Below are 18,917 nucleotides of genomic sequence, written 5' to 3' on the forward strand. Positions count from 1 at the left end.
GTTTGCCGCCTTACCGCCGCATGAATGCTTTCGTGTATATATTGTTATTGGCCGCTAAGTACTCTCGCAGGATCAATATTGCTGGCGCGACGCGCCGGATACCAACTTGCCAAAAGACTCAGCACGAGTGCTGTCACCAGCACGTAAATCACATCCAGCCAGTGTAATTCCGATGGCAGGAAGTCAATGAAATAGATATCGCCGGACAGGAACTGATGGCCGATAAGAGCTTCAATCCCGTTAATGATCGGCGTCAGTTGCAGCGAGACAACCACCCCAATGACGACGCCTATCAGGCTACCGAACAGCCCCGCCAGCAGGCCGTACCAAACAAAAATGGCACGTATAAGGCCATCTTTAGCCCCCAGGGTTCTTAATATCGCAATATCGCCGCTTTTGTCTTTTACCGCCATCACTAACGTGGAAACGATATTAAAACAGGCCACGCCAATCACCAGCACCATCGCCAGATACATAATGGCGCGGATCATCTGGATATCGCGATACATATAACCGTAAGTACCGATCCAGCTCTTAATGTACACATAGTTATTGGTGACTTCACCCGCGTCTCGCACCAGCTTATTAGCGTTAAACACGTCGTTCACTTTCAGCGCGATCCCGGAAACGCTGGATCCCATATCCAGGTATTGCTGCGCGTCTTCCATTGGGATCATGGCAAAGCTGTGATCGAGCTGACCGCTCAGTTGCAGTATCCCCGTGACGTGCAAACGCACGCGTTTAGGCTGCTGTAACTTATGATCCGCACTGGCGTTAGGGATCATAATCGATACCCAGTCGCCCTGCTTCACCTTCAGCGCATCGGCAATTCCCTTACCAATAATGATTTGTTGCTCACCCGCTTTGAAATTATCCCATGCGTGGTTTTGCACAAACGAGGGTAGCGCGCTTAAACGCTGCTCCTGCTGCGGATCAACGCCCTTCACCTGCACTGCGCGTAGGTTCGCCCCACTCTCCACCAGCCCGGTAAAGTTAATATAAGGCGCCGCAGCAGCAATGCCTGGTACCTTCTGTACCTTGTCGAGCGCTTCCTGCCAGTTGTTCCACGGCTGATTCACGGCTTCAATCTCACCGTGCGGCACCACGGCCAGAATACGGTTGTTAAGCTCACGCTCAAATCCGTTCATGGCGCTTAAGCCGACGATCAACACCGCGACGCCCAACGCAATGCCAACGGTGGAAATCACGGAAATCAGCGAGACCATGCCGCCGCGCCGCCGACCACGGCTAAAACGCAAACCAATCAATAACGATAAAGGCGAAGCCATTACTCAGCTCCCATCAGGCTCAGTTCAGCCGTCAGGCGACCATCGCGCATTTCAAGCTGGCGGCTCATGCGCTTCGCCAGTTGCAGATCGTGTGTCACCACCAAAAATGCCGTGCTCTGAGAGCGGTTCAGCTCACCCAGAAGCTCGAAAATGCTGTCCGCGTTACGCGCATCAAGGTTACCCGTTGGCTCATCCGCCAGTACCAGGCGCGGGTTATTCACCAGCGCACGAGCAATGGCCACGCGCTGGCGTTCACCGCCTGACAGTTCAGACGGACGATGGCTGGCACGATGGTCCAGCCCTACTGCTTTCAGCATATCCCGTGCGCGCTCGGTGATTTCAGCCGGTTTTTTCTTGCCGATCAGCAACGGCATCGCCACGTTTTCCAGCGCGGTAAAGTCCGGCAGCAGATGGTGGAACTGATAAATGAAGCCCAGCTTCTGATTGCGCAGTTCCGCTTTCGCCGCCGACGAGAGTTTGCTCATCGGCTGACCGCTAAAAATGACATCGCCGGAAGTTGGCGTATCCAGCCCGCCTAACAGATGCAGCAACGTACTCTTACCGGAACCGGAGCTGCCGACAATCGCCATCATCTCACCTTCACCGACGCAAAAACTGACATCGTGCAGTACATCGGTCTGCACTGTGCCTTCCTGATAGCGTTTGCACAGGTTGTCGCATTGCAACAGGATCTTATTCATAACGTAAAGCCTCAGCGGGTTGAGTGGCGGCAGCGCGCCAGGAAGGATAAAGCGTAGACAGCAGCGCGATGGCCATCGCCACCAGCGCAATGACGATAACCTGCAGCGGCTCAATGGCGACCGGCAGCGCAGCCCCATCCAGAAGCACACCGATAATTGGCATCAGGTTGTTCAGTTGACTGGCGAGTAATGCGCCCAGCACCGCGCCCAGCAGCGCGCCGATAATCCCGGCACTGGCCCCCTGCACCATAAACACCATCATTATCTGCCGCGGCGTCAGCCCCTGCGTTTGTAGAATCGCCACTTCCCCTTGCTTCTCCATTACCATCAGACCCAGCGAGGTAATAATATTAAATGCCGCTACCGCCACGATCAGGCTAAGCAGCAGCCCCATCATGTTTTTCTCCATACGCACGGCCTGGAACAATTCCCCTTTGCGCTCGCGCCAGTCCTGCCATTTGGTGCCTTGTGGCAGCGTTTGCTGGCTCAGCGTATCAACCTTTAACGGTTCGTTGAGCCACAGACGCCAGCCGGTAATATTGCCCACCGGGTAACGCATCAGACGTGACGCATCCTGGATGTTGGTCAGCATCTGGTAGCCGTCGACTTCGCTGTTGGCGGCGAAGGTGCCAATTACCGTAAACAGACGCTGGCTCGGCAGACGCCCCATGGGGGTAAACTGGCTGGCTGAGGGCACCATCACGCGAATTTGATCGCCACGATTAACACCCAGTTGCCCGGCAAGCTGCTCTCCGAGGATGACATTATACTTACCCGGCTGCAGATCTGTTTGCTTCACATTGACCAGATATGGCGTTAATGGATCTTTTTGCGCCGGGTCAATACCCAGCATCACGCCGACTGCCACGCTACGCGCACTTTGCAGTACCACATCCCCCGTGGTTATCGGTGCGACGCGGTTGACGCCGTTCAACACCACCGCTTTTTCCGGCAGCTGTTGCGGGTTTAGGGAACCCTGTTCAGACGAGAGGACGGCCTGAGGCATCAGGCCAAGAATATTGTTTTGCAGCTCGCGCTCGAAACCGTTCATCACCGACAACACCGTAACCAGCGCCATTACCCCGAGAGTAATGCCAATGGTGGAGAGCCAGGAAACGAAGCGACCGAAGCGATCTGCTGCACGCCCACGCATATAACGCAGGCCGATGAATAGAGCGACAGGTTGGTACATGAAATCCGTCTGGTTGCTGTTAGCAAAGTCACGAGTATATAAGCGAAAGCGGAATGGGTAAATGACTGAACCGTAAGTGTTCGTCAGCACTATTCTTAAAAGTATAAATAAATCAAACCGCTAAAGTTGTCCCTCTCCCCTGCAACCCTGATCCCTGACCTTTATCCTAAAAAAACAAAATGCAGACAGTTACGCATTACAGCGCACAGCAGGTTGCGCAGGATGGCAGGCTATTGCAATCAATATGGATGCGCCGTCTCAATGAATAAAAAAGAACTATGGATTAATCAAATCAAGGGGTTATGCATTTGCCTGGTGGTGATTTACCACTCGGTGATCACATTTTACCCGCACCTCACCACTTTTCAGCATCCACTGTCAGAGGTGCTGAGCAAATGCTGGATTTACCTCAATTTGTACCTGGCACCGTTTCGCATGCCGGTGTTTTTCTTTATTTCGGGGTATCTGATCCGCCGCTACATCGATAACGTCCCGTGGACAACCTGCGTGGATAAACGGATCTGGAGTATCGCCTGGGTGCTGGTGCTTTGGGGAGTGGTGCAATGGCTGGCGTTGGTGGCGCTCAATAACTGGCTCGCCCCGCAGCGCGATCTGACCCATGCCGCCAACGCCGCTTATGCGGATTCGATTGCGGGTTTTACCCACGGGATGCTGACCGCCAGCACCAGCCTGTGGTATCTGTACGCACTGATTGTCTATTTTGTTCTGTGTAAAATTTTCAGCCGTTGGGCGATGCCGCTGTTAGCGTTATTTGTGGCGCTGAGCGTGGCGATCAATTTTTTCCCGACCCCGTGGTGGGGAATGAACAGCGTGATTCGCAATTTGCCCTGGTATAGCCTCGGCGCATGGTTTGGCGCAATGTTGATGGCGTGGATCAAGGAGGTGCCCCTGCGCCGTCATGCGGTCATTGTTCTGGGTTGCACAATCGTCGCCGTCGTCGCGTGGCTGGCAAATGTCTCGCTATTGCTTTCTCTCCTTTCCATTGTGTTGATCATGAAGCTGTTTTATCAGTTCGAGCTCCACTTTGGCATGCGCGCGTCCAGTCCGTTAAGCGTGATTGGCGCCAATACCATCGCCATCTACACCACACACCGTATTCTGGTTGAGCTGTTCAGCTTAACGCTTATCCCCAAAATCAATCATGCCGCCTGGCCTGCATACGCGGAGCTGGCCCTGCTACTGGTGTATCCGTTCGCCTGTCTGCTGCTGTGCACCCTGTTTGGCCTGCTGGTGCGTAAGATTTCACAAAAAACCGTGGCCGATCTGCTCTTTTCCCCGCCCTCTTTATCGCTCGCCTCGCGCTAACCCCTACGCGCTTTTTGCCCCCATTCGGGGGCGAATCAATTTGCTTATGAGAAACGATCACGGATAATAAAGAACATTGCTTATCAGATGTATATCTAAACGAGATCCTGACAACCGAATGCCTGAACAACATCGTTACACGCTCCCAACGGGCGCTTCCGATCAGCGCCAGTTGGGTGAGCTTACGAGTGCCGCCTGCGCAACGCTGGTCGCCGAAATCGCCGAACGTCACGCGGGTCCAGTGGTGCTGATCGCGCCGGACATGCAAAATGCTTTGCGTCTGCATGATGAAATTCGTCAGTTTACTGACCAGATGGTGATGAACCTGCCCGACTGGGAAACGCTTCCCTATGACAGCTTTTCTCCCCATCAGGAGATTATCTCCTCACGGCTCTCCACGCTGTATCAACTGCCCGCCATGCAGCGCGGCGTACTGATCGTTCCGGTAAATACGTTGATGCAGCGTGTCTGTCCGCACAGCTATCTGCACGGTCATGCGCTGGTCATGAAAAAAGGCCAGCGGCTTTCGCGCGACGCCTTGCGCGAACAACTGGACAGTGCTGGCTATCGCCATGTTGATCAGGTCATGGAACACGGCGAATACGCCACGCGTGGCGCATTGTTAGATCTGTTCCCGATGGGCAGCGAATTGCCTTATCGTCTGGATTTCTTTGATGACGAAATCGACAGCCTGCGTCTGTTTGATACTGACACTCAGCGCACGCTGGAAGAAGTCGATGCCATTAATTTGCTGCCCGCACACGAATTCCCGACTGACAAAACGGCCATTGAGCTGTTCCGTAGTCAGTGGCGTGATACGTTTGAGGTAAAACGCGACGCCGAGCATATTTATCAACAGGTCAGCAAAGGCACGTTACCTACGGGGATTGAATACTGGCAGCCGCTGTTTTTCAGCGAGCCGCTGCCGCCGCTGTTCAGCTACTTCCCCGCCAATACGTTGTTGGTAAATACCGGCGATATCGAGACCAGCGCAGCACGCTTCCAGGCCGATACCCTGTCACGCTTTGAGAATCGCGGTGTTGATCCGATGCGCCCGCTTCTGCCACCGGAATCGCTGTGGCTGCGGGTTGATGAGCTGTTTTCTGAACTTAAACGCTGGCCGCGTGTTCAGCTGAAAACCGAGAGTCTGCCGAAGAAAGCGGCGAATACCAACCTCGGGTTCCAGAAGCTGCCGGATATCGCCGTTCAGGCACAGCAAAAAGCACCGTTAGATGCATTACGTAAATTCCTTGAAGGCTTTACCGGTCCGGTAATTTTCTCGGTGGAAAGTGAAGGACGCCGGGAAGCGCTAGGCGAACTGCTCGCCCGCATCAAAGTCGCGCCGAAGCGGATATTGCGACTCGACGAAGCCGTAGACAACGGTCGTTATCTGATGATTGGCTCAGCCGAGCACGGCTTCATCGATAGCAAACGCAATCTGGCGCTGATTTGTGAAAGCGATCTGCTCGGTGAACGCGTGGCGCGTCGCCGCCAGGATTCTCGTCGCACCATCAACCCGGATACGTTAATTCGTAACCTCGCGGAGCTGCATCCCGGTCAGCCAGTGGTGCATCTGGAGCACGGCGTGGGTCGCTATGCCGGTATGACCACGCTGGAAGCGGGCGGCATTACCGGTGAATACCTGATGCTCACCTATGCCAACGACGCCAAACTGTATGTGCCGGTGTCGTCGCTGCATCTGATCAGCCGCTACGCCGGCGGCGCGGAAGAGAATGCGCCGCTGCATAAACTGGGCGGTGATGCCTGGTCACGCGCCCGACAGAAAGCCGCTGAGAAAGTCCGCGATGTCGCGGCAGAGCTGCTGGATATTTATGCCCAGCGCGCAGCGAAAGAAGGCTTTGCCTTTAAGCATGACCGTGAACAGTACCAGCTGTTTTGCGACAGCTTCCCGTTTGAAACCACGCCCGACCAGGCGCAGGCGATCAACGCGGTACTCAGCGATATGTGTCAACCGCTGGCCATGGACCGCCTGGTGTGTGGCGATGTCGGCTTTGGTAAAACCGAAGTCGCGATGCGTGCCGCCTTTCTCGCCGTAGAGAATCACAAGCAGGTTGCCGTGTTGGTACCGACCACCCTGCTCGCTCAGCAGCACTTCGACAACTTCCGCGACCGCTTTGCCAACTGGCCGGTACGCATTGAGATGCTGTCCCGTTTCCGTAGCGCCAAAGAGCAAGCGCAGATTCTGGAGCAGGTTGCCGAAGGTAAAATCGATATTCTCATCGGCACTCACAAACTGCTGCAAGCGGATGTGAAGCTAAAAGATCTGGGGCTGCTGATTGTCGATGAAGAGCACCGTTTCGGCGTTCGCCACAAAGAGCGTATCAAGGCAATGCGCGCGGATGTGGATATTCTGACTCTGACAGCAACGCCAATTCCACGCACGCTCAACATGGCGATGAGCGGCATGCGCGATCTGTCGATCATCGCCACACCACCCGCTCGTCGTCTGGCGGTCAAAACCTTCGTGCGCGAATATGACAACCTGGTGGTACGCGAGGCTATCCTGCGTGAAGTTATGCGCGGGGGACAAGTTTATTATCTCTTTAACGACGTCGAAAATATCCAGAAAACCGCTGACAGATTAGCGGAACTGGTGCCGGAAGCGCGCATTGGTATCGGCCACGGGCAAATGCGCGAGCGCGAGCTGGAACGCGTGATGAACGATTTCCACCACCAGCGTTTTAACGTGCTGGTGTGTACCACCATTATCGAAACCGGGATCGACATTCCCACTGCCAACACCATCATCATTGAACGAGCTGACCACTTCGGTTTAGCGCAATTGCATCAGCTACGGGGTCGTGTGGGACGCTCACATCATCAGGCATACGCCTGGCTGCTAACGCCGCACCCAAAAGCGATGACCACCGACGCACAAAAACGCCTGGAAGCCATCGCCTCGCTGGAAGATTTAGGTGCAGGTTTTGCGTTGGCGACCCACGACCTCGAAATTCGTGGCGCTGGGGAACTGCTGGGCGAAGATCAAAGTGGCTCCATGGAAAGTATCGGTTTCTCACTGTATATGGAGCTGCTGGAAAACGCTGTCGATGCGCTCAAAGAAGGGCGTGAACCGTCGCTGGAAGATCTCACCAGCCAGCAAACCGAAGTCGAACTGCGCATGCCATCGCTTCTGCCGGATAACTATATCCCGGATGTCAACACGCGACTGTCGTTCTACAAGCGCATTGCCAGTGCGAAAGGCGAAACCGAGCTGGAAGAAATTAAGGTCGAGCTGATAGACCGTTTTGGCCTGCTGCCCGACCCGGCCCGGACGTTGCTGGATATTGCCCGTTTACGCCAGCAGGCGCAGAAACTGGGGATCAGAAAGCTCGAAGGCAATGAAAAAGGCGGTACTATTGAGTTTGCCGAGAAAAACCACGTTAACCCGGTCTGGCTAATTGGTTTACTGCAAAAACAACCGCAACACTTCCGTCTGGATGGTCCAACACGCCTGAAATTCATGCAGGAGTTGGGCGAGCGTAAAGCACGGATCGACTGGGTTCGCCAGTTTATGCGCCAGCTTGAAGAGAACGCCGTAGCCTAGCGTCAAGCCGGGTGAGTCCTCCACTCACCCGGCCTGATGAATTTACAAACTCTTTGCACTTCCCTGCACTTCCCGACACTGCAAACCGCCATAATTCTTGTTTACTTTTACATAATAAAAACCACGTAAAAACAATGGATTTATGGTGATGTTAAACAATAAACGACTCTCTCGTTGGTTAGCATTTTTTACGCTTGCCGCGACCTTCGCGTTAGCACTTCCGGCCCAGGCAAACACCTGGCCGCTACCGCCACCGGGAAGCCGCGTGGTGGGTCAGAATGCCGTTCACGTTGTCGAAGACAATGGCGGTTCTCTGGAAGCGATTGCGAAAAAATACAATGTCGGCTTTCTGGCGCTGCTACAGGCCAACCCCGGCGTTGACCCTTACGTACCACGTCCGGGCAGCGTGCTGACTATTCCGTTACAAACCCTGCTGCCGGATGCGCCACGCGAAGGCATTGTTATCAACCTCGCCGAACTGCGTCTTTATTATTACCAGCCGGGGACAAATTCGGTGACCGTGTATCCTATTGGTATTGGTCAGTTAGGCGGTGACACGCTGACGCCCACAATGGTAACCACCATCTCTGATAAACGTGCCAACCCAACCTGGACGCCTACGGCAAATATCCGCGCGCGATACAAAGCGAACGGGATCGACCTTCCTGCCGTAGTGCCTGCCGGGCCGGATAACCCGATGGGCCATCATGCCATTCGCTTAGCGGCATACGGCGGCGTGTATCTGCTGCACGGAACTAATGCTGACTTTGGCATCGGAATGCGCGTCAGTTCCGGCTGTATTCGTCTACGCGACGGTGATATCGAAACCCTGTTCCGTCAGGTGAAGCCAGGAACCAAGGTCAATATTATCAATACGCCAATCAAAGCATCTGTTGAACCTAACGGCGTGCGCCTGGTTGAAGTACACCAGCCGTTGTCCGAAAAAATCAATGACGACCCGCAATTGCTGCCGATCGTGCTGAACGCATCCATGCAGACGTTTAAGAATGCGGCGCAAACGGACTCTGCCGTCATGGAACATGCGATGGAGATTCGCTCAGGCATGCCGGTCGATGTCACCCGTCATCACGACGTTGCTCAACAACCGCTGTAATTCAGCGCATAAAAAACCCCCGCTGGATTTTATTCCGCGGGGGTTTTTATTTAACTCGCAGTGGCATTGCGATGGGTTAAATCTTATTTGTAGATAACTGCAGTCCCATGGAGGGTGTTAGGACCGGTAACAGAAGTAATACGGAAAGACTTCGCCCCCATCTCATCCGCTTTCTGCGCCAGTTGATCTTCCAGAGAACCTAAGTTAGTCCCCGCATTCGCAGAAATAGTACCGACTTTCTGTTGGCCCGCTGGTGTGGCCTGAACTTCAACGGCAGCAAAGCTTGCAAATGAGAGTGAGCTAAGAACAGCAGCAGCAAACAGAGTTTTTACGTTTTTCATGATAGTGACCTTTAGCAGATGAATGTGTGTCGCAAAGATTAACTTAACGATCGATAGGTAAATAATAGATGTGATCCAGGTCACACGTCAACATTTTTTTATAATGATCGTTATATAAAATACAAAGACCTTATTTTTCATATCAATAGCGTTAAATTATTTTTATCGTTAATCCGCTGGAGTGTGCAGTCGAATATTTTTATAATGGTTATTCAATAAACCCAACAAAGGTACATCGGCGCCATGACAACTGAAATGACAGGTTGTGCTAAAAAAAGCCGTGGCCGACCAAAAGTGTTCGACAGGGAAGCCGCGCTTGATAAGGCCATGACACTCTTCTGGCAGCACGGGTATGAAGCGACATCGCTCGCCGATCTCGTAGAAGCAACCGGCGCAAAAGCGCCCACGCTGTATGCGGAGTTCACCAATAAAGAGGGGTTGTTTCGTGCCGTACTGGACCGCTACATCACCCGCTTCGCGGCGAAACATGAAGCCCAGTTATTTTGTGAAGAAAAAAGTCTTGAGTGCGCGCTGGAAGACTATTTCACCGCAATAGCGACCTGCTTTACCAGTAAAGACACCCCGGCGGGATGTTTCATGATTAACACATCCGCGACACTGGCGGCCTCTTCCCGGGATATTGCGCACACGGTGAAATCCCGCCATGCCATGCAGGAACAGACGCTTACCCAGTTCCTTCACCAGCGCCAGCAACGAGGCGAAATTCCGGCCCATTGCGACGTGCAAAAACTGGCCGAATACCTGAACTGTATTTTACAGGGTATGTCGATCAGCGCCCGTGAAGGCGCGACGTTTGAAAAACTGATGCAGATCGCACACACGACTCTGCGACTGTGGCCTGAACTTATCAAAGTTTAACCCTTTCCCGCTATTTCCCCGCAGCACTGACACCACCGGGAGCTGATTAAGCCCCCGGTTAGATTCCCGCGGATTACCCCTACATTATTCAGTGTTTTCAGCATCTTATCCGATCATTTTTTGTAAAATGTATTGATAACAACAATTATTATCAGCAATATTCGCATTTGTTTTAACGCCGGTTTCACAATGTAACCATCGGTTTCTCTACCGCCATAACAAAAACAGATCGACTCTTTTTTAAAAGGAATACAAATGCATAAGCGTCTCTGGGTGCTCAATCCTCTCCTGTTGTCTTTAACTCTCCCAGCCATCGCGGCTGAGGAAGATAACCTCATCGTCAGTGCCAACCGTAGTCAACGCACCGTGGCAGAAATGGCACAAACGACCTGGGTTATTGAAGGAAGCGAGATTGAACAGCAGGTTCAGGGGGGGAAAGAGTTCAAAGATGTTCTTGCTCAGTTAATCCCAGGAATCGATGTCAGCAGCCAGGGGCGCACAAACTACGGCATGAATATGCGCGGTCGTGCCATCGTAGTACTGATAGACGGTGTCCGTCTGAACTCCTCGCGTACTGACAGTCGCCAACTGGATTCTATTGACCCGTTTAACATCGCACACATTGAAGTCATCTCAGGTGCAACCTCACTGTATGGCGGCGGCAGTACCGGTGGGTTAATCAACATTGTCACCAAAAAAGGCCAGCCGGAGCGTGAAGTAGAACTCGAACTGGGGAGTAAAAGCGGCTTCAATAACAGTAACGATCATGATGAACGCGTTGCCGCGGCGGTGAGCGGAGGAACCGATCGCGCTTCCGGGCGTATGTCCGTCGCGTATCAACGGTTTGGCGGCTGGTATGACGGCAATCACGATGCCCTGCTGCTGGATAACACCCAAACCGGCCTGCAGCACTCCGATCGTCTGGACGTGATGGGCACCGGAACGATTGAGCTTGACGACAACCGTCAGTTACAACTGGTTACGCAGTATTATAAGAGCCAGGGGGATGACGATTACGGACTGGATCTTGGCGAGAACATGTCCGCCGTGACGGGAAACGGTAAGGCTTATACCAGCAGCGGACTGAATTCCGATCGTATTCCCGGCACCGAGCGTCATCTGATCAGCCTGCAGTATTCAGACGCGGATTTCTTCGGCCAGAACCTGGTCAGCCAAATCTATTACCGTGACGAATCGCTAAAATTCTACCCCTTCCCTACGCTAAGCAAAGGCAAGGTCACCAGTTTCTCCGCATCGCAGCAGGACACAGACCAGTTTGGTGCCAAAATCACCCTCAACAGCCAGCTGATGGACAACTGGGAGCTGACGTGGGGTGTCGATGCCGATCACGAAACCTTCGATTCCAATCAGAAATTCTTCGATCTGGCCTGGTCCCTGCCCTCCGGCGGTATGGACAACCGAACCGCTTATACCACCGGGCGTTACCCCGGTTACAGCATCACCAACTTCGCGCCTTTCCTGCAGAACAGCTATGACATTAACGACATCTTTACCCTCAGCGGCGGTGTGCGCTATCAATGGACCGAAAACAGGGTGGATGATTTCGTGGGCTATGCCCAACAACAGGGAATTGCCACCGGTCTGGCAAACTCCGCCGATACCATTCCTGGCGGTAAAACCGATTACGATAATTTCCTGTTTAACGCCGGTATTCTCGCCCACCTGACCGACCGTCAGCAGACATGGTTTAACTTCTCTCAGGGCGTGGAGCTTCCGGACCCGGGGAAATATTACGGTAACGGCACCTATTCCCTGGTTGGCGATCATTACCAGCTCCAGCGCAGCGTCAACGTGGCGGACTCACGCCTGGAGGGGATTAAAGTTAACTCCTACGAACTGGGATGGCGCTACACTGGCGACAGTCTGCGCACGCAGCTGGCCGCTTACTACTCTACTTCGGATAAATCGATCGTTATCAACCGTAGCGATATGACCATTAACGTCCAGCCTGATGATCGCCGTATTTATGGCCTTGAAGGTGCGGTGGATTATTTCATTGCGGATACGGACTGGAGTCTGGGCGGCAACTTCAACGTCATTAAATCGGAAGTGAAGCAAAACGGTAAGTGGCAGAAATGGGATGTCACCCTGGCTTCCCCGTCCAAAGCCACCGCGTGGGTCGGCTGGGCACCTGAACCGTGGACATTGCGTGTACAGAGCCAGCAAACATTTGATCTGACGGACGCCAGCGGCAATAAGCTGGACGGCTATAACACGATGGACTTTATCGGCAGCTATCAGCTCCCGTTGGGTAAACTGACCTTTAGCGTGGAAAACCTGCTGAATGAAGAGTACACCACGCTGTGGGGACAACGTGCGCCACTGCTGTACAGCCCCACCTACGGTAGCCCGTCACTGTATGAATACAAGGGCCGGGGCCGCACGTTTGGTCTGAACTACGCCTTAACCTTCTGATAAAAAAAGCCCCCCAGCCTGAGCGAATGGGGGGCTAATGTTCAGGATAATGCTATTTTACGCTTTGTTATTTAGTACCAACTGTCCGTTGTTATCCAACGGAATTTGCGCGCCGGGGTCCTTATCCATACGGATTTTCCCCTGCTGATCGCCAATTTTGTACGTCACGTCGTAGCCCAGCATTTTTTCAGATTTGTCATACACCGTTTTACAACGCTGCTGCGTAGTAGTGTACATATCATTTTCTTGCATCGAACCCTGGATCTGGTTACCTGCATAACCGCCGCCTAAAGCACCTGCCACGGTAGCAATATCTTTACCGCGTCCGCCGCCAAACTGATGGCCGATAACGCCACCAGCAACCGCACCCAGCACGGAACCCGCGATACGGTTTTCATCTTGTACCGGCTTACGGTGCGTGACCGTCACGTTCCGACACTCCTGGCGCGGTGTTTTTACCGACTCTTTAATCGGTGTTGCAGAGACAACTTGTGCATACTGTGGGCCACGCTCGAAAACGTTAAGACTGGCCACCGCTGCAACACCCAGCGCAGCAGCTACGCCAATCCCTATACCCGCCAACATAGATTTATTCACGGGACTTCCTCCTTTTTTGCTATTAGCAACAACTTTGCAACAGAAGGTAAGGAATGCCAATCAGATTACGGATGAAAATAGCACGAGGAGGAGCGAAGGCAGGATGATTCGGAGAACTCTGAAGGAAGGCGCCGGATAAGTACAAACATCCGACGCCATAAGCCGTATTAATGCAGTTTCAGACGCGGGCGGATCACCCGGTTAATGCTGCCAACCAGCATCATCAGACCGGTTTTAAAGTAACCGTGCAGAGCAATCTGGTGCATGCGGTACAGTGAGATGTACACAAAGCGCGCAATACGCCCTTCTACCATCATCGAACCACGGGTCAAGTTACCCATCAGGCTACCCACGGTAGAGAAGTTAGAAAGTGAAACCAGAGAGCCGTGGTCTTTGTACTGATAGGCTTTCAGCGGCTTGCCGTTCATCTGCGCCAAAATGTTGTTCATTGCGCAGCTTGCCATCTGGTGCGCAGCCTGAGCGCGCGGCGGCACAAAACCACCTTCCGGGCGAGCGCAGGAAGCGCAGTCGCCAATCGCGTACACGTCGGGATCGCACGTGGTCTGCAGAGTCGGCTCAACCACCAGTTGGTTAATACGATTGGTTTCCAGACCGCCAATGTCTTTCATAAAGTCTGGCGCTTTGATCCCCGCAGCCCACACCATCAGATCGGCTTCAATGTACTCGCCATCCTTGGTATGCAGTCCGCCTTCATCAGCGCTGGTTACCATCGTCTGGGTCAGTACGCGTACGCCCAGTTTGGTTAACTCATTATGCGCAGCACTGGAAATACGCGGCGGCAACGCAGGCAGAATACGCTCACCGGCTTCTACCAGCGTAACGTTCAGCGCTTCGTTGGTCAGCCCTTTGTAACCATAGCTGTGCAGCTGTTTTACCGCATTGTGCAGCTCGGCTGAGAGTTCAACCCCCGTCGCACCGCCGCCGACAATGGCGATATTTACTTTGCCGTTAGCGCCCAGATTCGCGGAATACTTCAGGAACAGATTCAGCATCTCCTGGTGGAAACGACGCGCCTGATGCGGGTTATCCAGGAAAATGCAGTTTTCTTTGACGCCCGGCGTATTGAAATCGTTGGAGGTACTGCCCAACGCCATCACCAGAGTGTCATACGGGACTTTACGCTCAGGAACCAGCAGCTCGCCCTTCTCATCGCGCAGCTCGGCAAGAGTAATGGTTTTCGCTTCGCGATCGATATCCACCACCGAACCTAACTGAAACTGGAAACCGTGGTTACGGGCATGCGCCAGATAGCTCAGCGCATCCACGCCTTCGTCCAGGGAACCCGTCGCGACTTCATGCAGTAACGGTTTCCATAAATGGCTGTGGTTTCTGTCCACCAGCGTGATTTTGGCCTTTTTCTTGCGCCCCAGCTTTTTACCCAGCTGAGTCGCCATTTCCAGTCCGCCAGCACCGCCGCCGACAATCACGATTCTTTTTAATGGTGTAGTCAACGTGACCCCCTTAAATTTATTAACCAATTGTTAACTAAAAGTTATAGGCATAGCCTTTAATTAACAACAAGTTACGATAATGAAAATGTTCTTCGAGAGTGAGAATAACACGAACGGTGCATTGGTCATACCAAAATTGATGTGTATCAAGTTTTGATGCTGAAAAGATAGACAACACGAACTTTAAGAAATAAATATCCTCCGGCATAGCCGGAGGTTTTTCGGATGCGCCTATAAGGCTCTGTTACCAGCCGCGCCCTAACAGGCGCATACGATCTGACATTTGCATCAGACTTCGTTACTTACGGCCCGTAAACGGGCTACCCGCATAAGGGATCGATAACTGCTCACCCATTTTATCTTCTGCAAGCTGGTGCTTTATGTATTCCTGTATCTTCACCGTGTTCTTACCCACCGTATCTACGTAGTATCCCCGGCACCAGAACTCTCTATTCCTGTACTTGAATTTCATATCCCCAAACTGTTCATACAGCATCAGACTGCTTTTCCCTTTCAGATACCCCATAAAGCCGGATACGCTCATTTTGGGTGGGATTTCCACAAGCATATGAATATGATCTACACAGCATTCCGCTTCCAGGATCCGCACGTTTTTCCACTCACACTGCTTTCTTAAGATGCTGCCTATCGCCCTGCGTTTCTCACCGTAGAATGCTTGTCTTCGGTATTTGGGCGCAAAAACTATGTGATATTTACAGTTCCATCGGGTGTGCGCTAAGCTCTTTTCGTCCTCCATTGGGACCCCCTTTTGATTTCTTGTTAAACATTTGCAGTTGCCAGACCGCAATGTGTTTTAACAAATCAAAAGGGGTTTTAATAACTGGCCCAAAGCTGAAAGCTTTCCGGAACCCCCAGCCTAGCTGGGGGTTTTCTGTGCACAACAAAAAAACCAGCCCGAAGGCTGGTTTTTTAAACGTTCATTGAGGATTAACCTAACGTCTTGAACGCTTTGATGCGCTGCAAATGCGGGGAGATATTCTTAAACTTGTGCGTCTGCTCTTCGTCCCAGACTATCTCGTAAAAGTGATGCAGCTCTTCTGACGAACGCTGACTATTGAGCGCTTCATCATGACGTGACAGGATCACCAGGCAGCGATCGCGATTCTTTTCGCGGAAATTGGTCACGCATTTTGTCGCGATATCGGCATACTCTTCAGGCCTGTCGATTTTTCCTTCCATGTTCTCATACGGGAACAGGTTGGGATTAAACACTACCTGACGAATATCACACAGAAAACCAATCCGTTCAGCCCAATATCCCCCGAGCCCCACGCCACAAATCAGCGGACGGTCGTCCACATTAAGCTGCAGCATTTTGTCCACTTCTTTCAGTAGATGCTGCATGTCATGTTTAGGATGCCGCGTACTGTAGCTAATCAGCCTGACATCCGGGTCGATGAACTGTAGCTGCAACACCTTTTCGTGGTTGCCCGGGCTGTTAGAGTCAAAACCGTGTAAATAGATAATCATCGCATCCTCGCCAAACTTGCGTTAATGACCTGCTTTCTCTTCCTGCCAGCGCTCATGAAGCTGGTTGAGCTGGGTGCTTACCGTCTTCCAGCGTGCCGAGTCCATCAGTTCCTGACGTGAAAATGAACCTTTATGATACAAACGTGTAACACGTTCTGCATTGATCGGCGACAGATTATCTAACACACTGACCGCGCCTTTACGATTATTGCAGACCAGGATCATATCGCAACCCGCATCCAGCGATGCCTGACCACGCTCCGCATAGCTTCCCATAATCGCCGCCCCTTCCATCGACAAATCATCGGAGAAAATGACGCCATCGAAACCAAGCTCCTGACGCAGCACCGTTTTCAGCCAGTGTGGCGAACCGCTCGCCGGACGCGGGTCCACGTCACTGTAGATGACATGCGCAGGCATAATGGCATCGAGTTTGTTTTCCGTAATCAATGTCTGGAACACGGACATATCTTTTGCACGAATTTCGGCTTCTGAACGTGGATCGGTTGGGGTTTCTTTATGCGAATCCGCCGTCACTGCCCCATGCCCGGGGAAATGTTTACCGGTAGTTTTCATGCCAGCAGCATGCATACCGTCAATGAAGCGAGTCGCCATAGCCAGCGCTTTCCGCGGATCGGCATGGTAAGAGCGTTCGCCAATCGCCGCGCTGATATGCCCCACATCCAGCACCGGCGCAAAACTGATATCTATATCCATTGCGATCATTTCGCTGGCCATTAGCCATCCGGCGTCCTGAGCCAGATTGCCGCCGTCTTCCAGACCGTGCAGCGCAGCAAAGGATTGGGCCGCGGGCAGACGCGTAAATCCTTCGCGAAAACGCTGTACCCTGCCGCCTTCCTGATCTACCGCCACCACCAGATGATTGCGTGATGCCGCGCGAATCTGGCGCACTAATTCACGCAACTGTTCCGGGTCATGATAATTTCGGGTAAAGAGGATCAACCCACCTACCAGCGGATGCGCCAGAATCTCACGCTCTTCAGCGTCCAGCTCATACCCTTCGACATCCAACATTACTGGGCCCACACTGCTCTCCTTATCCTTTCATTATTAGCTGCCGCCAGGTTTCATCGGCCAGCCTGATAAATTGTCGATCGCCAGTTTGTCGCCAGCGATACTCAAACCACCCCGCTTTCAGCATTATGACCCAGGGCCGCCATCGTCTGACCTGCCGCCACAGCGCGTTTTGTTCAATGTGCGCTCGTTGGGCGTAGGCGCTAACCAGCCGTTGGTGCTGAGATTCGTCGTTGACCCAAACCGCCGCCAGCTCCAGAGCGATATCACCGTCTCCGGCATATTCCCAGTCAATCAGCCGCAGCCCTGATGCTGTACGTACGATGTTGTCACCGTGGACATCCATATGCAGAGGCCCCAGACGCAAAGGTCGAGGCTCACCGCTTTTCCTGAGCCGCTTCAACGCTCGCAACCAGCATGGCGTGCGACGCGCCGGATCGCCACACTGCCAGTACTGTTCGAGTAGCGGCAGCAGACTGATTCGCCAGCCCAATTGGGGTTGTTGGTGCAGATGATACAATAAGCCAGCGAGTTCGTCGGCGTCCGGCAATCTGGATTCTACCTTACCGTGAAAAAAGTCGACCGCCATCCACCCACGTATATAAAAGCGGGGGCGCGGCGCAAGGCTTTCAGGCAGATGCTTTAACGCGTGATAGTGGCGTAAGAAATGCGATTCCGGCGCGTCAGGGTCGTGATGACAGCGCAACACTAAGCGGTGGGTATCGTGTTCGATGATGCAGCTCCCGCCGCTCAGGCCGCTCTGGTTGGCTACGACGGGATGATACTGCGGGAAATAGCGCGACAACACCTCGTCGCGCGTTAGCCGGTTATTGTTGCTGTACGGCACCTTTACCTGACCAGATTATCTCGCCAGTTTGTACCAGCATTAATTGCATTTGCAGGGCCGGCGAATTGACGTTGCCGGAGGCGCTGGAATAGAGCACATACTGTGCGCCAACGTTACGGGCGATACCAATCGCTTTGCTGCGCGTTCCCAGACTGTCGTTCGGCGACAAACCTAACTGCTGTTTGGCGACAGCCAACTGCTGGGCGGAAACCAGGGTAAACTTGCCGTTATTCGCCAGCGCGTTCCTCAAGGTCTCGGTGGCTTCACCGGCGTTCAACGAGCCGTTGGTCCGGTTATTCACGCTATCAACCAGCAGAACGCCTCCCGCTTTGACGCCGTCAGCCTGCAGCATTTTACCGACCATCGGCTGCATAGCCCCGTTCCAGTCATAGTGACGTTGACGTGGCGTCGGCTGCGCCGTTTGGTCCTCGTGCTCAATCGGACCCGGCTGCTGCGGTATGCTTGGCACCGTTGGTACAACCGGCACCGGCTGTTGCGGCTGCGCGGGCTGTTCCGGCACCGGCTTCACTTCCTCTACGGGGGCGGGCTCACGTTGCGCCACACAGCCAGAGAGAAACATCGCCAGCGCGGCAATCAGTGCGTAGCGATTCATTTTGATCATCAAGATTCAC

Annotated in this window: 16 protein-coding genes; 5 read left to right on the forward strand and 11 right to left on the reverse strand. The window is 53.1% G+C overall.

The window, feature by feature from the left end; genetic code table 11:
- Nucleotides 1-44: 44 nt before the first annotated feature.
- The 3 genes from lolE to lolC are packed head-to-tail and all read right to left on the reverse strand — an operon-like array spanning nucleotide 45 to nucleotide 3,182.
- Nucleotides 45-1,289, reverse strand: a complete 1,245-nt coding sequence (lolE, locus tag HV243_RS15460) for a lipoprotein-releasing ABC transporter permease subunit LolE (RefSeq protein WP_053389563.1) — start codon at nucleotides 1,287-1,289, stop codon at nucleotides 45-47.
- A complete protein-coding gene (gene lolD / locus HV243_RS15465; RefSeq protein WP_053389562.1) occupies nucleotides 1,289-1,990 on the reverse strand; it encodes a lipoprotein-releasing ABC transporter ATP-binding protein LolD in 702 nt (233 codons plus the stop codon). The genes lolE and lolD overlap by 1 nt, the downstream gene beginning before the upstream one ends.
- Nucleotides 1,983-3,182: a lipoprotein-releasing ABC transporter permease subunit LolC gene (gene lolC, locus HV243_RS15470; protein WP_003030806.1), complete on the reverse strand. Its 1,200-nt coding sequence runs from the start codon at nucleotides 3,180-3,182 to the stop codon at nucleotides 1,983-1,985. The genes lolD and lolC overlap by 8 nt, the downstream gene beginning before the upstream one ends.
- 261 nt (nucleotides 3,183-3,443) lie before the next feature.
- Here lolC and HV243_RS15475 point away from each other — a divergent pair, with 261 nt between their 5' ends.
- From HV243_RS15475 to HV243_RS15485, 3 genes are all read left to right on the forward strand, one after another.
- Nucleotides 3,444-4,508, forward strand: coding sequence for an acyltransferase family protein (locus HV243_RS15475; RefSeq protein WP_053389561.1), 1,065 nt, complete (start codon nucleotides 3,444-3,446; stop codon nucleotides 4,506-4,508).
- A gap of 118 nt (nucleotides 4,509-4,626) precedes the next feature.
- On the forward strand, nucleotides 4,627-8,073 hold the full coding sequence (gene mfd, locus HV243_RS15480) for a transcription-repair coupling factor (protein WP_053389560.1): 3,447 nt from the start codon (nucleotides 4,627-4,629) through the stop codon (nucleotides 8,071-8,073).
- Between the two features lie 148 nt (nucleotides 8,074-8,221).
- Nucleotides 8,222-9,187: a L,D-transpeptidase family protein gene (locus HV243_RS15485; protein WP_016156209.1), complete on the forward strand. Its 966-nt coding sequence runs from the start codon at nucleotides 8,222-8,224 to the stop codon at nucleotides 9,185-9,187.
- An 83-nt stretch (nucleotides 9,188-9,270) separates the two neighbouring features.
- Here the strand turns inward: HV243_RS15485 and bhsA are convergent, their stop codons facing one another.
- Nucleotides 9,271-9,528 carry a multiple stress resistance protein BhsA gene (bhsA, locus tag HV243_RS15490; RefSeq protein ID WP_053389559.1) on the reverse strand — a complete coding sequence of 86 codons (258 nt, stop codon included), beginning with the start codon at nucleotides 9,526-9,528 and terminating at the stop codon, nucleotides 9,271-9,273.
- Between the two features lie 243 nt (nucleotides 9,529-9,771).
- On the opposite strand from bhsA, the gene comR reads away from it, so the two are divergent.
- Together comR and HV243_RS15500 are read left to right on the forward strand one after the other, a co-directional pair.
- Nucleotides 9,772-10,407: a TetR family copper-responsive transcriptional repressor ComR gene (gene comR, locus HV243_RS15495; protein ID WP_016156207.1), complete on the forward strand. Its 636-nt coding sequence runs from the start codon at nucleotides 9,772-9,774 to the stop codon at nucleotides 10,405-10,407.
- Nucleotides 10,408-10,662: 255 nt separating this feature from the next.
- A complete protein-coding gene (locus HV243_RS15500) occupies nucleotides 10,663-12,843 on the forward strand; it encodes a TonB-dependent siderophore receptor (protein WP_019076496.1) in 2,181 nt (726 codons plus the stop codon).
- Nucleotides 12,844-12,900: 57 nt separating this feature from the next.
- Here HV243_RS15500 and HV243_RS15505 read toward each other — a convergent pair whose 3' ends face one another.
- The 7 genes from HV243_RS15505 to lpoB form a co-directional block, all read right to left on the reverse strand.
- Nucleotides 12,901-13,440 carry a glycine zipper 2TM domain-containing protein gene (locus HV243_RS15505; RefSeq protein ID WP_053389558.1) on the reverse strand — a complete coding sequence of 180 codons (540 nt, stop codon included), beginning with the start codon at nucleotides 13,438-13,440 and terminating at the stop codon, nucleotides 12,901-12,903.
- Nucleotides 13,441-13,607: 167 nt separating this feature from the next.
- Entirely contained in the window at nucleotides 13,608-14,912 is a 1,305-nt protein-coding gene (gene ndh / locus HV243_RS15510; RefSeq protein WP_046274786.1) for an NADH-quinone dehydrogenase, read from the reverse strand.
- 298 nt (nucleotides 14,913-15,210) lie between these two features.
- On the reverse strand, nucleotides 15,211-15,669 hold the full coding sequence (gene tnpA, locus HV243_RS15515) for an IS200/IS605 family transposase (protein ID WP_181603852.1): 459 nt from the start codon (nucleotides 15,667-15,669) through the stop codon (nucleotides 15,211-15,213).
- A 191-nt stretch (nucleotides 15,670-15,860) separates the two neighbouring features.
- A complete protein-coding gene (gene ycfP / locus HV243_RS15520; protein WP_003030817.1) occupies nucleotides 15,861-16,403 on the reverse strand; it encodes an alpha/beta hydrolase YcfP in 543 nt (180 codons plus the stop codon).
- Nucleotides 16,404-16,424: 21 nt separating this feature from the next.
- Complete coding sequence (gene nagZ / locus HV243_RS15525) at nucleotides 16,425-17,450, reverse strand: beta-N-acetylhexosaminidase (RefSeq protein ID WP_046274787.1); 1,026 nt, start codon at nucleotides 17,448-17,450, stop codon at nucleotides 16,425-16,427.
- Between the two features lie 10 nt (nucleotides 17,451-17,460).
- Nucleotides 17,461-18,285, reverse strand: a complete 825-nt coding sequence (gene thiK / locus HV243_RS15530; protein ID WP_053390188.1) for a thiamine kinase — start codon at nucleotides 18,283-18,285, stop codon at nucleotides 17,461-17,463.
- Nucleotides 18,266-18,907 carry a penicillin-binding protein activator LpoB gene (gene lpoB, locus HV243_RS15535; protein WP_016152673.1) on the reverse strand — a complete coding sequence of 214 codons (642 nt, stop codon included), beginning with the start codon at nucleotides 18,905-18,907 and terminating at the stop codon, nucleotides 18,266-18,268. The genes thiK and lpoB overlap by 20 nt, the downstream gene beginning before the upstream one ends.
- Between the last annotated feature and the right edge of the window lie 10 nt (nucleotides 18,908-18,917).

It is taken from the genome of Citrobacter sp. RHBSTW-00599 (assembly GCF_013784065.1).
Classification (GTDB): Bacteria; Pseudomonadota; Gammaproteobacteria; order Enterobacterales; family Enterobacteriaceae; genus Citrobacter; species Citrobacter braakii.

What these genes read in the sequence shown, in the direction of transcription:
- lolE (WP_053389563.1), bottom strand. Translation starts at nt 1,289, where the DNA reads ATGGCTTCGCCTTTATCGTTATTGATTGGTTTGCGTTTTAGCCGTGGT.
- lolD (WP_053389562.1), bottom strand. Translation starts at nt 1,990, where the DNA reads ATGAATAAGATCCTGTTGCAATGCGACAACCTGTGCAAACGCTATCAG.
- lolC (WP_003030806.1), bottom strand. Translation starts at nt 3,182, where the DNA reads ATGTACCAACCTGTCGCTCTATTCATCGGCCTGCGTTATATGCGTGGG.
- HV243_RS15475 (WP_053389561.1), top strand. Translation starts at nt 3,444, where the DNA reads ATGAATAAAAAAGAACTATGGATTAATCAAATCAAGGGGTTATGCATT.
- mfd (WP_053389560.1), top strand. Translation starts at nt 4,627, where the DNA reads ATGCCTGAACAACATCGTTACACGCTCCCAACGGGCGCTTCCGATCAG.
- HV243_RS15485 (WP_016156209.1), top strand. Translation starts at nt 8,222, where the DNA reads ATGTTAAACAATAAACGACTCTCTCGTTGGTTAGCATTTTTTACGCTT.
- bhsA (WP_053389559.1), bottom strand. Translation starts at nt 9,528, where the DNA reads ATGAAAAACGTAAAAACTCTGTTTGCTGCTGCTGTTCTTAGCTCACTC.
- comR (WP_016156207.1), top strand. Translation starts at nt 9,772, where the DNA reads ATGACAACTGAAATGACAGGTTGTGCTAAAAAAAGCCGTGGCCGACCA.
- HV243_RS15500 (WP_019076496.1), top strand. Translation starts at nt 10,663, where the DNA reads ATGCATAAGCGTCTCTGGGTGCTCAATCCTCTCCTGTTGTCTTTAACT.
- tnpA (WP_181603852.1), bottom strand. Translation starts at nt 15,669, where the DNA reads ATGGAGGACGAAAAGAGCTTAGCGCACACCCGATGGAACTGTAAATAT.
- ycfP (WP_003030817.1), bottom strand. Translation starts at nt 16,403, where the DNA reads ATGATTATCTATTTACACGGTTTTGACTCTAACAGCCCGGGCAACCAC.
- lpoB (WP_016152673.1), bottom strand. Translation starts at nt 18,907, where the DNA reads ATGATCAAAATGAATCGCTACGCACTGATTGCCGCGCTGGCGATGTTT.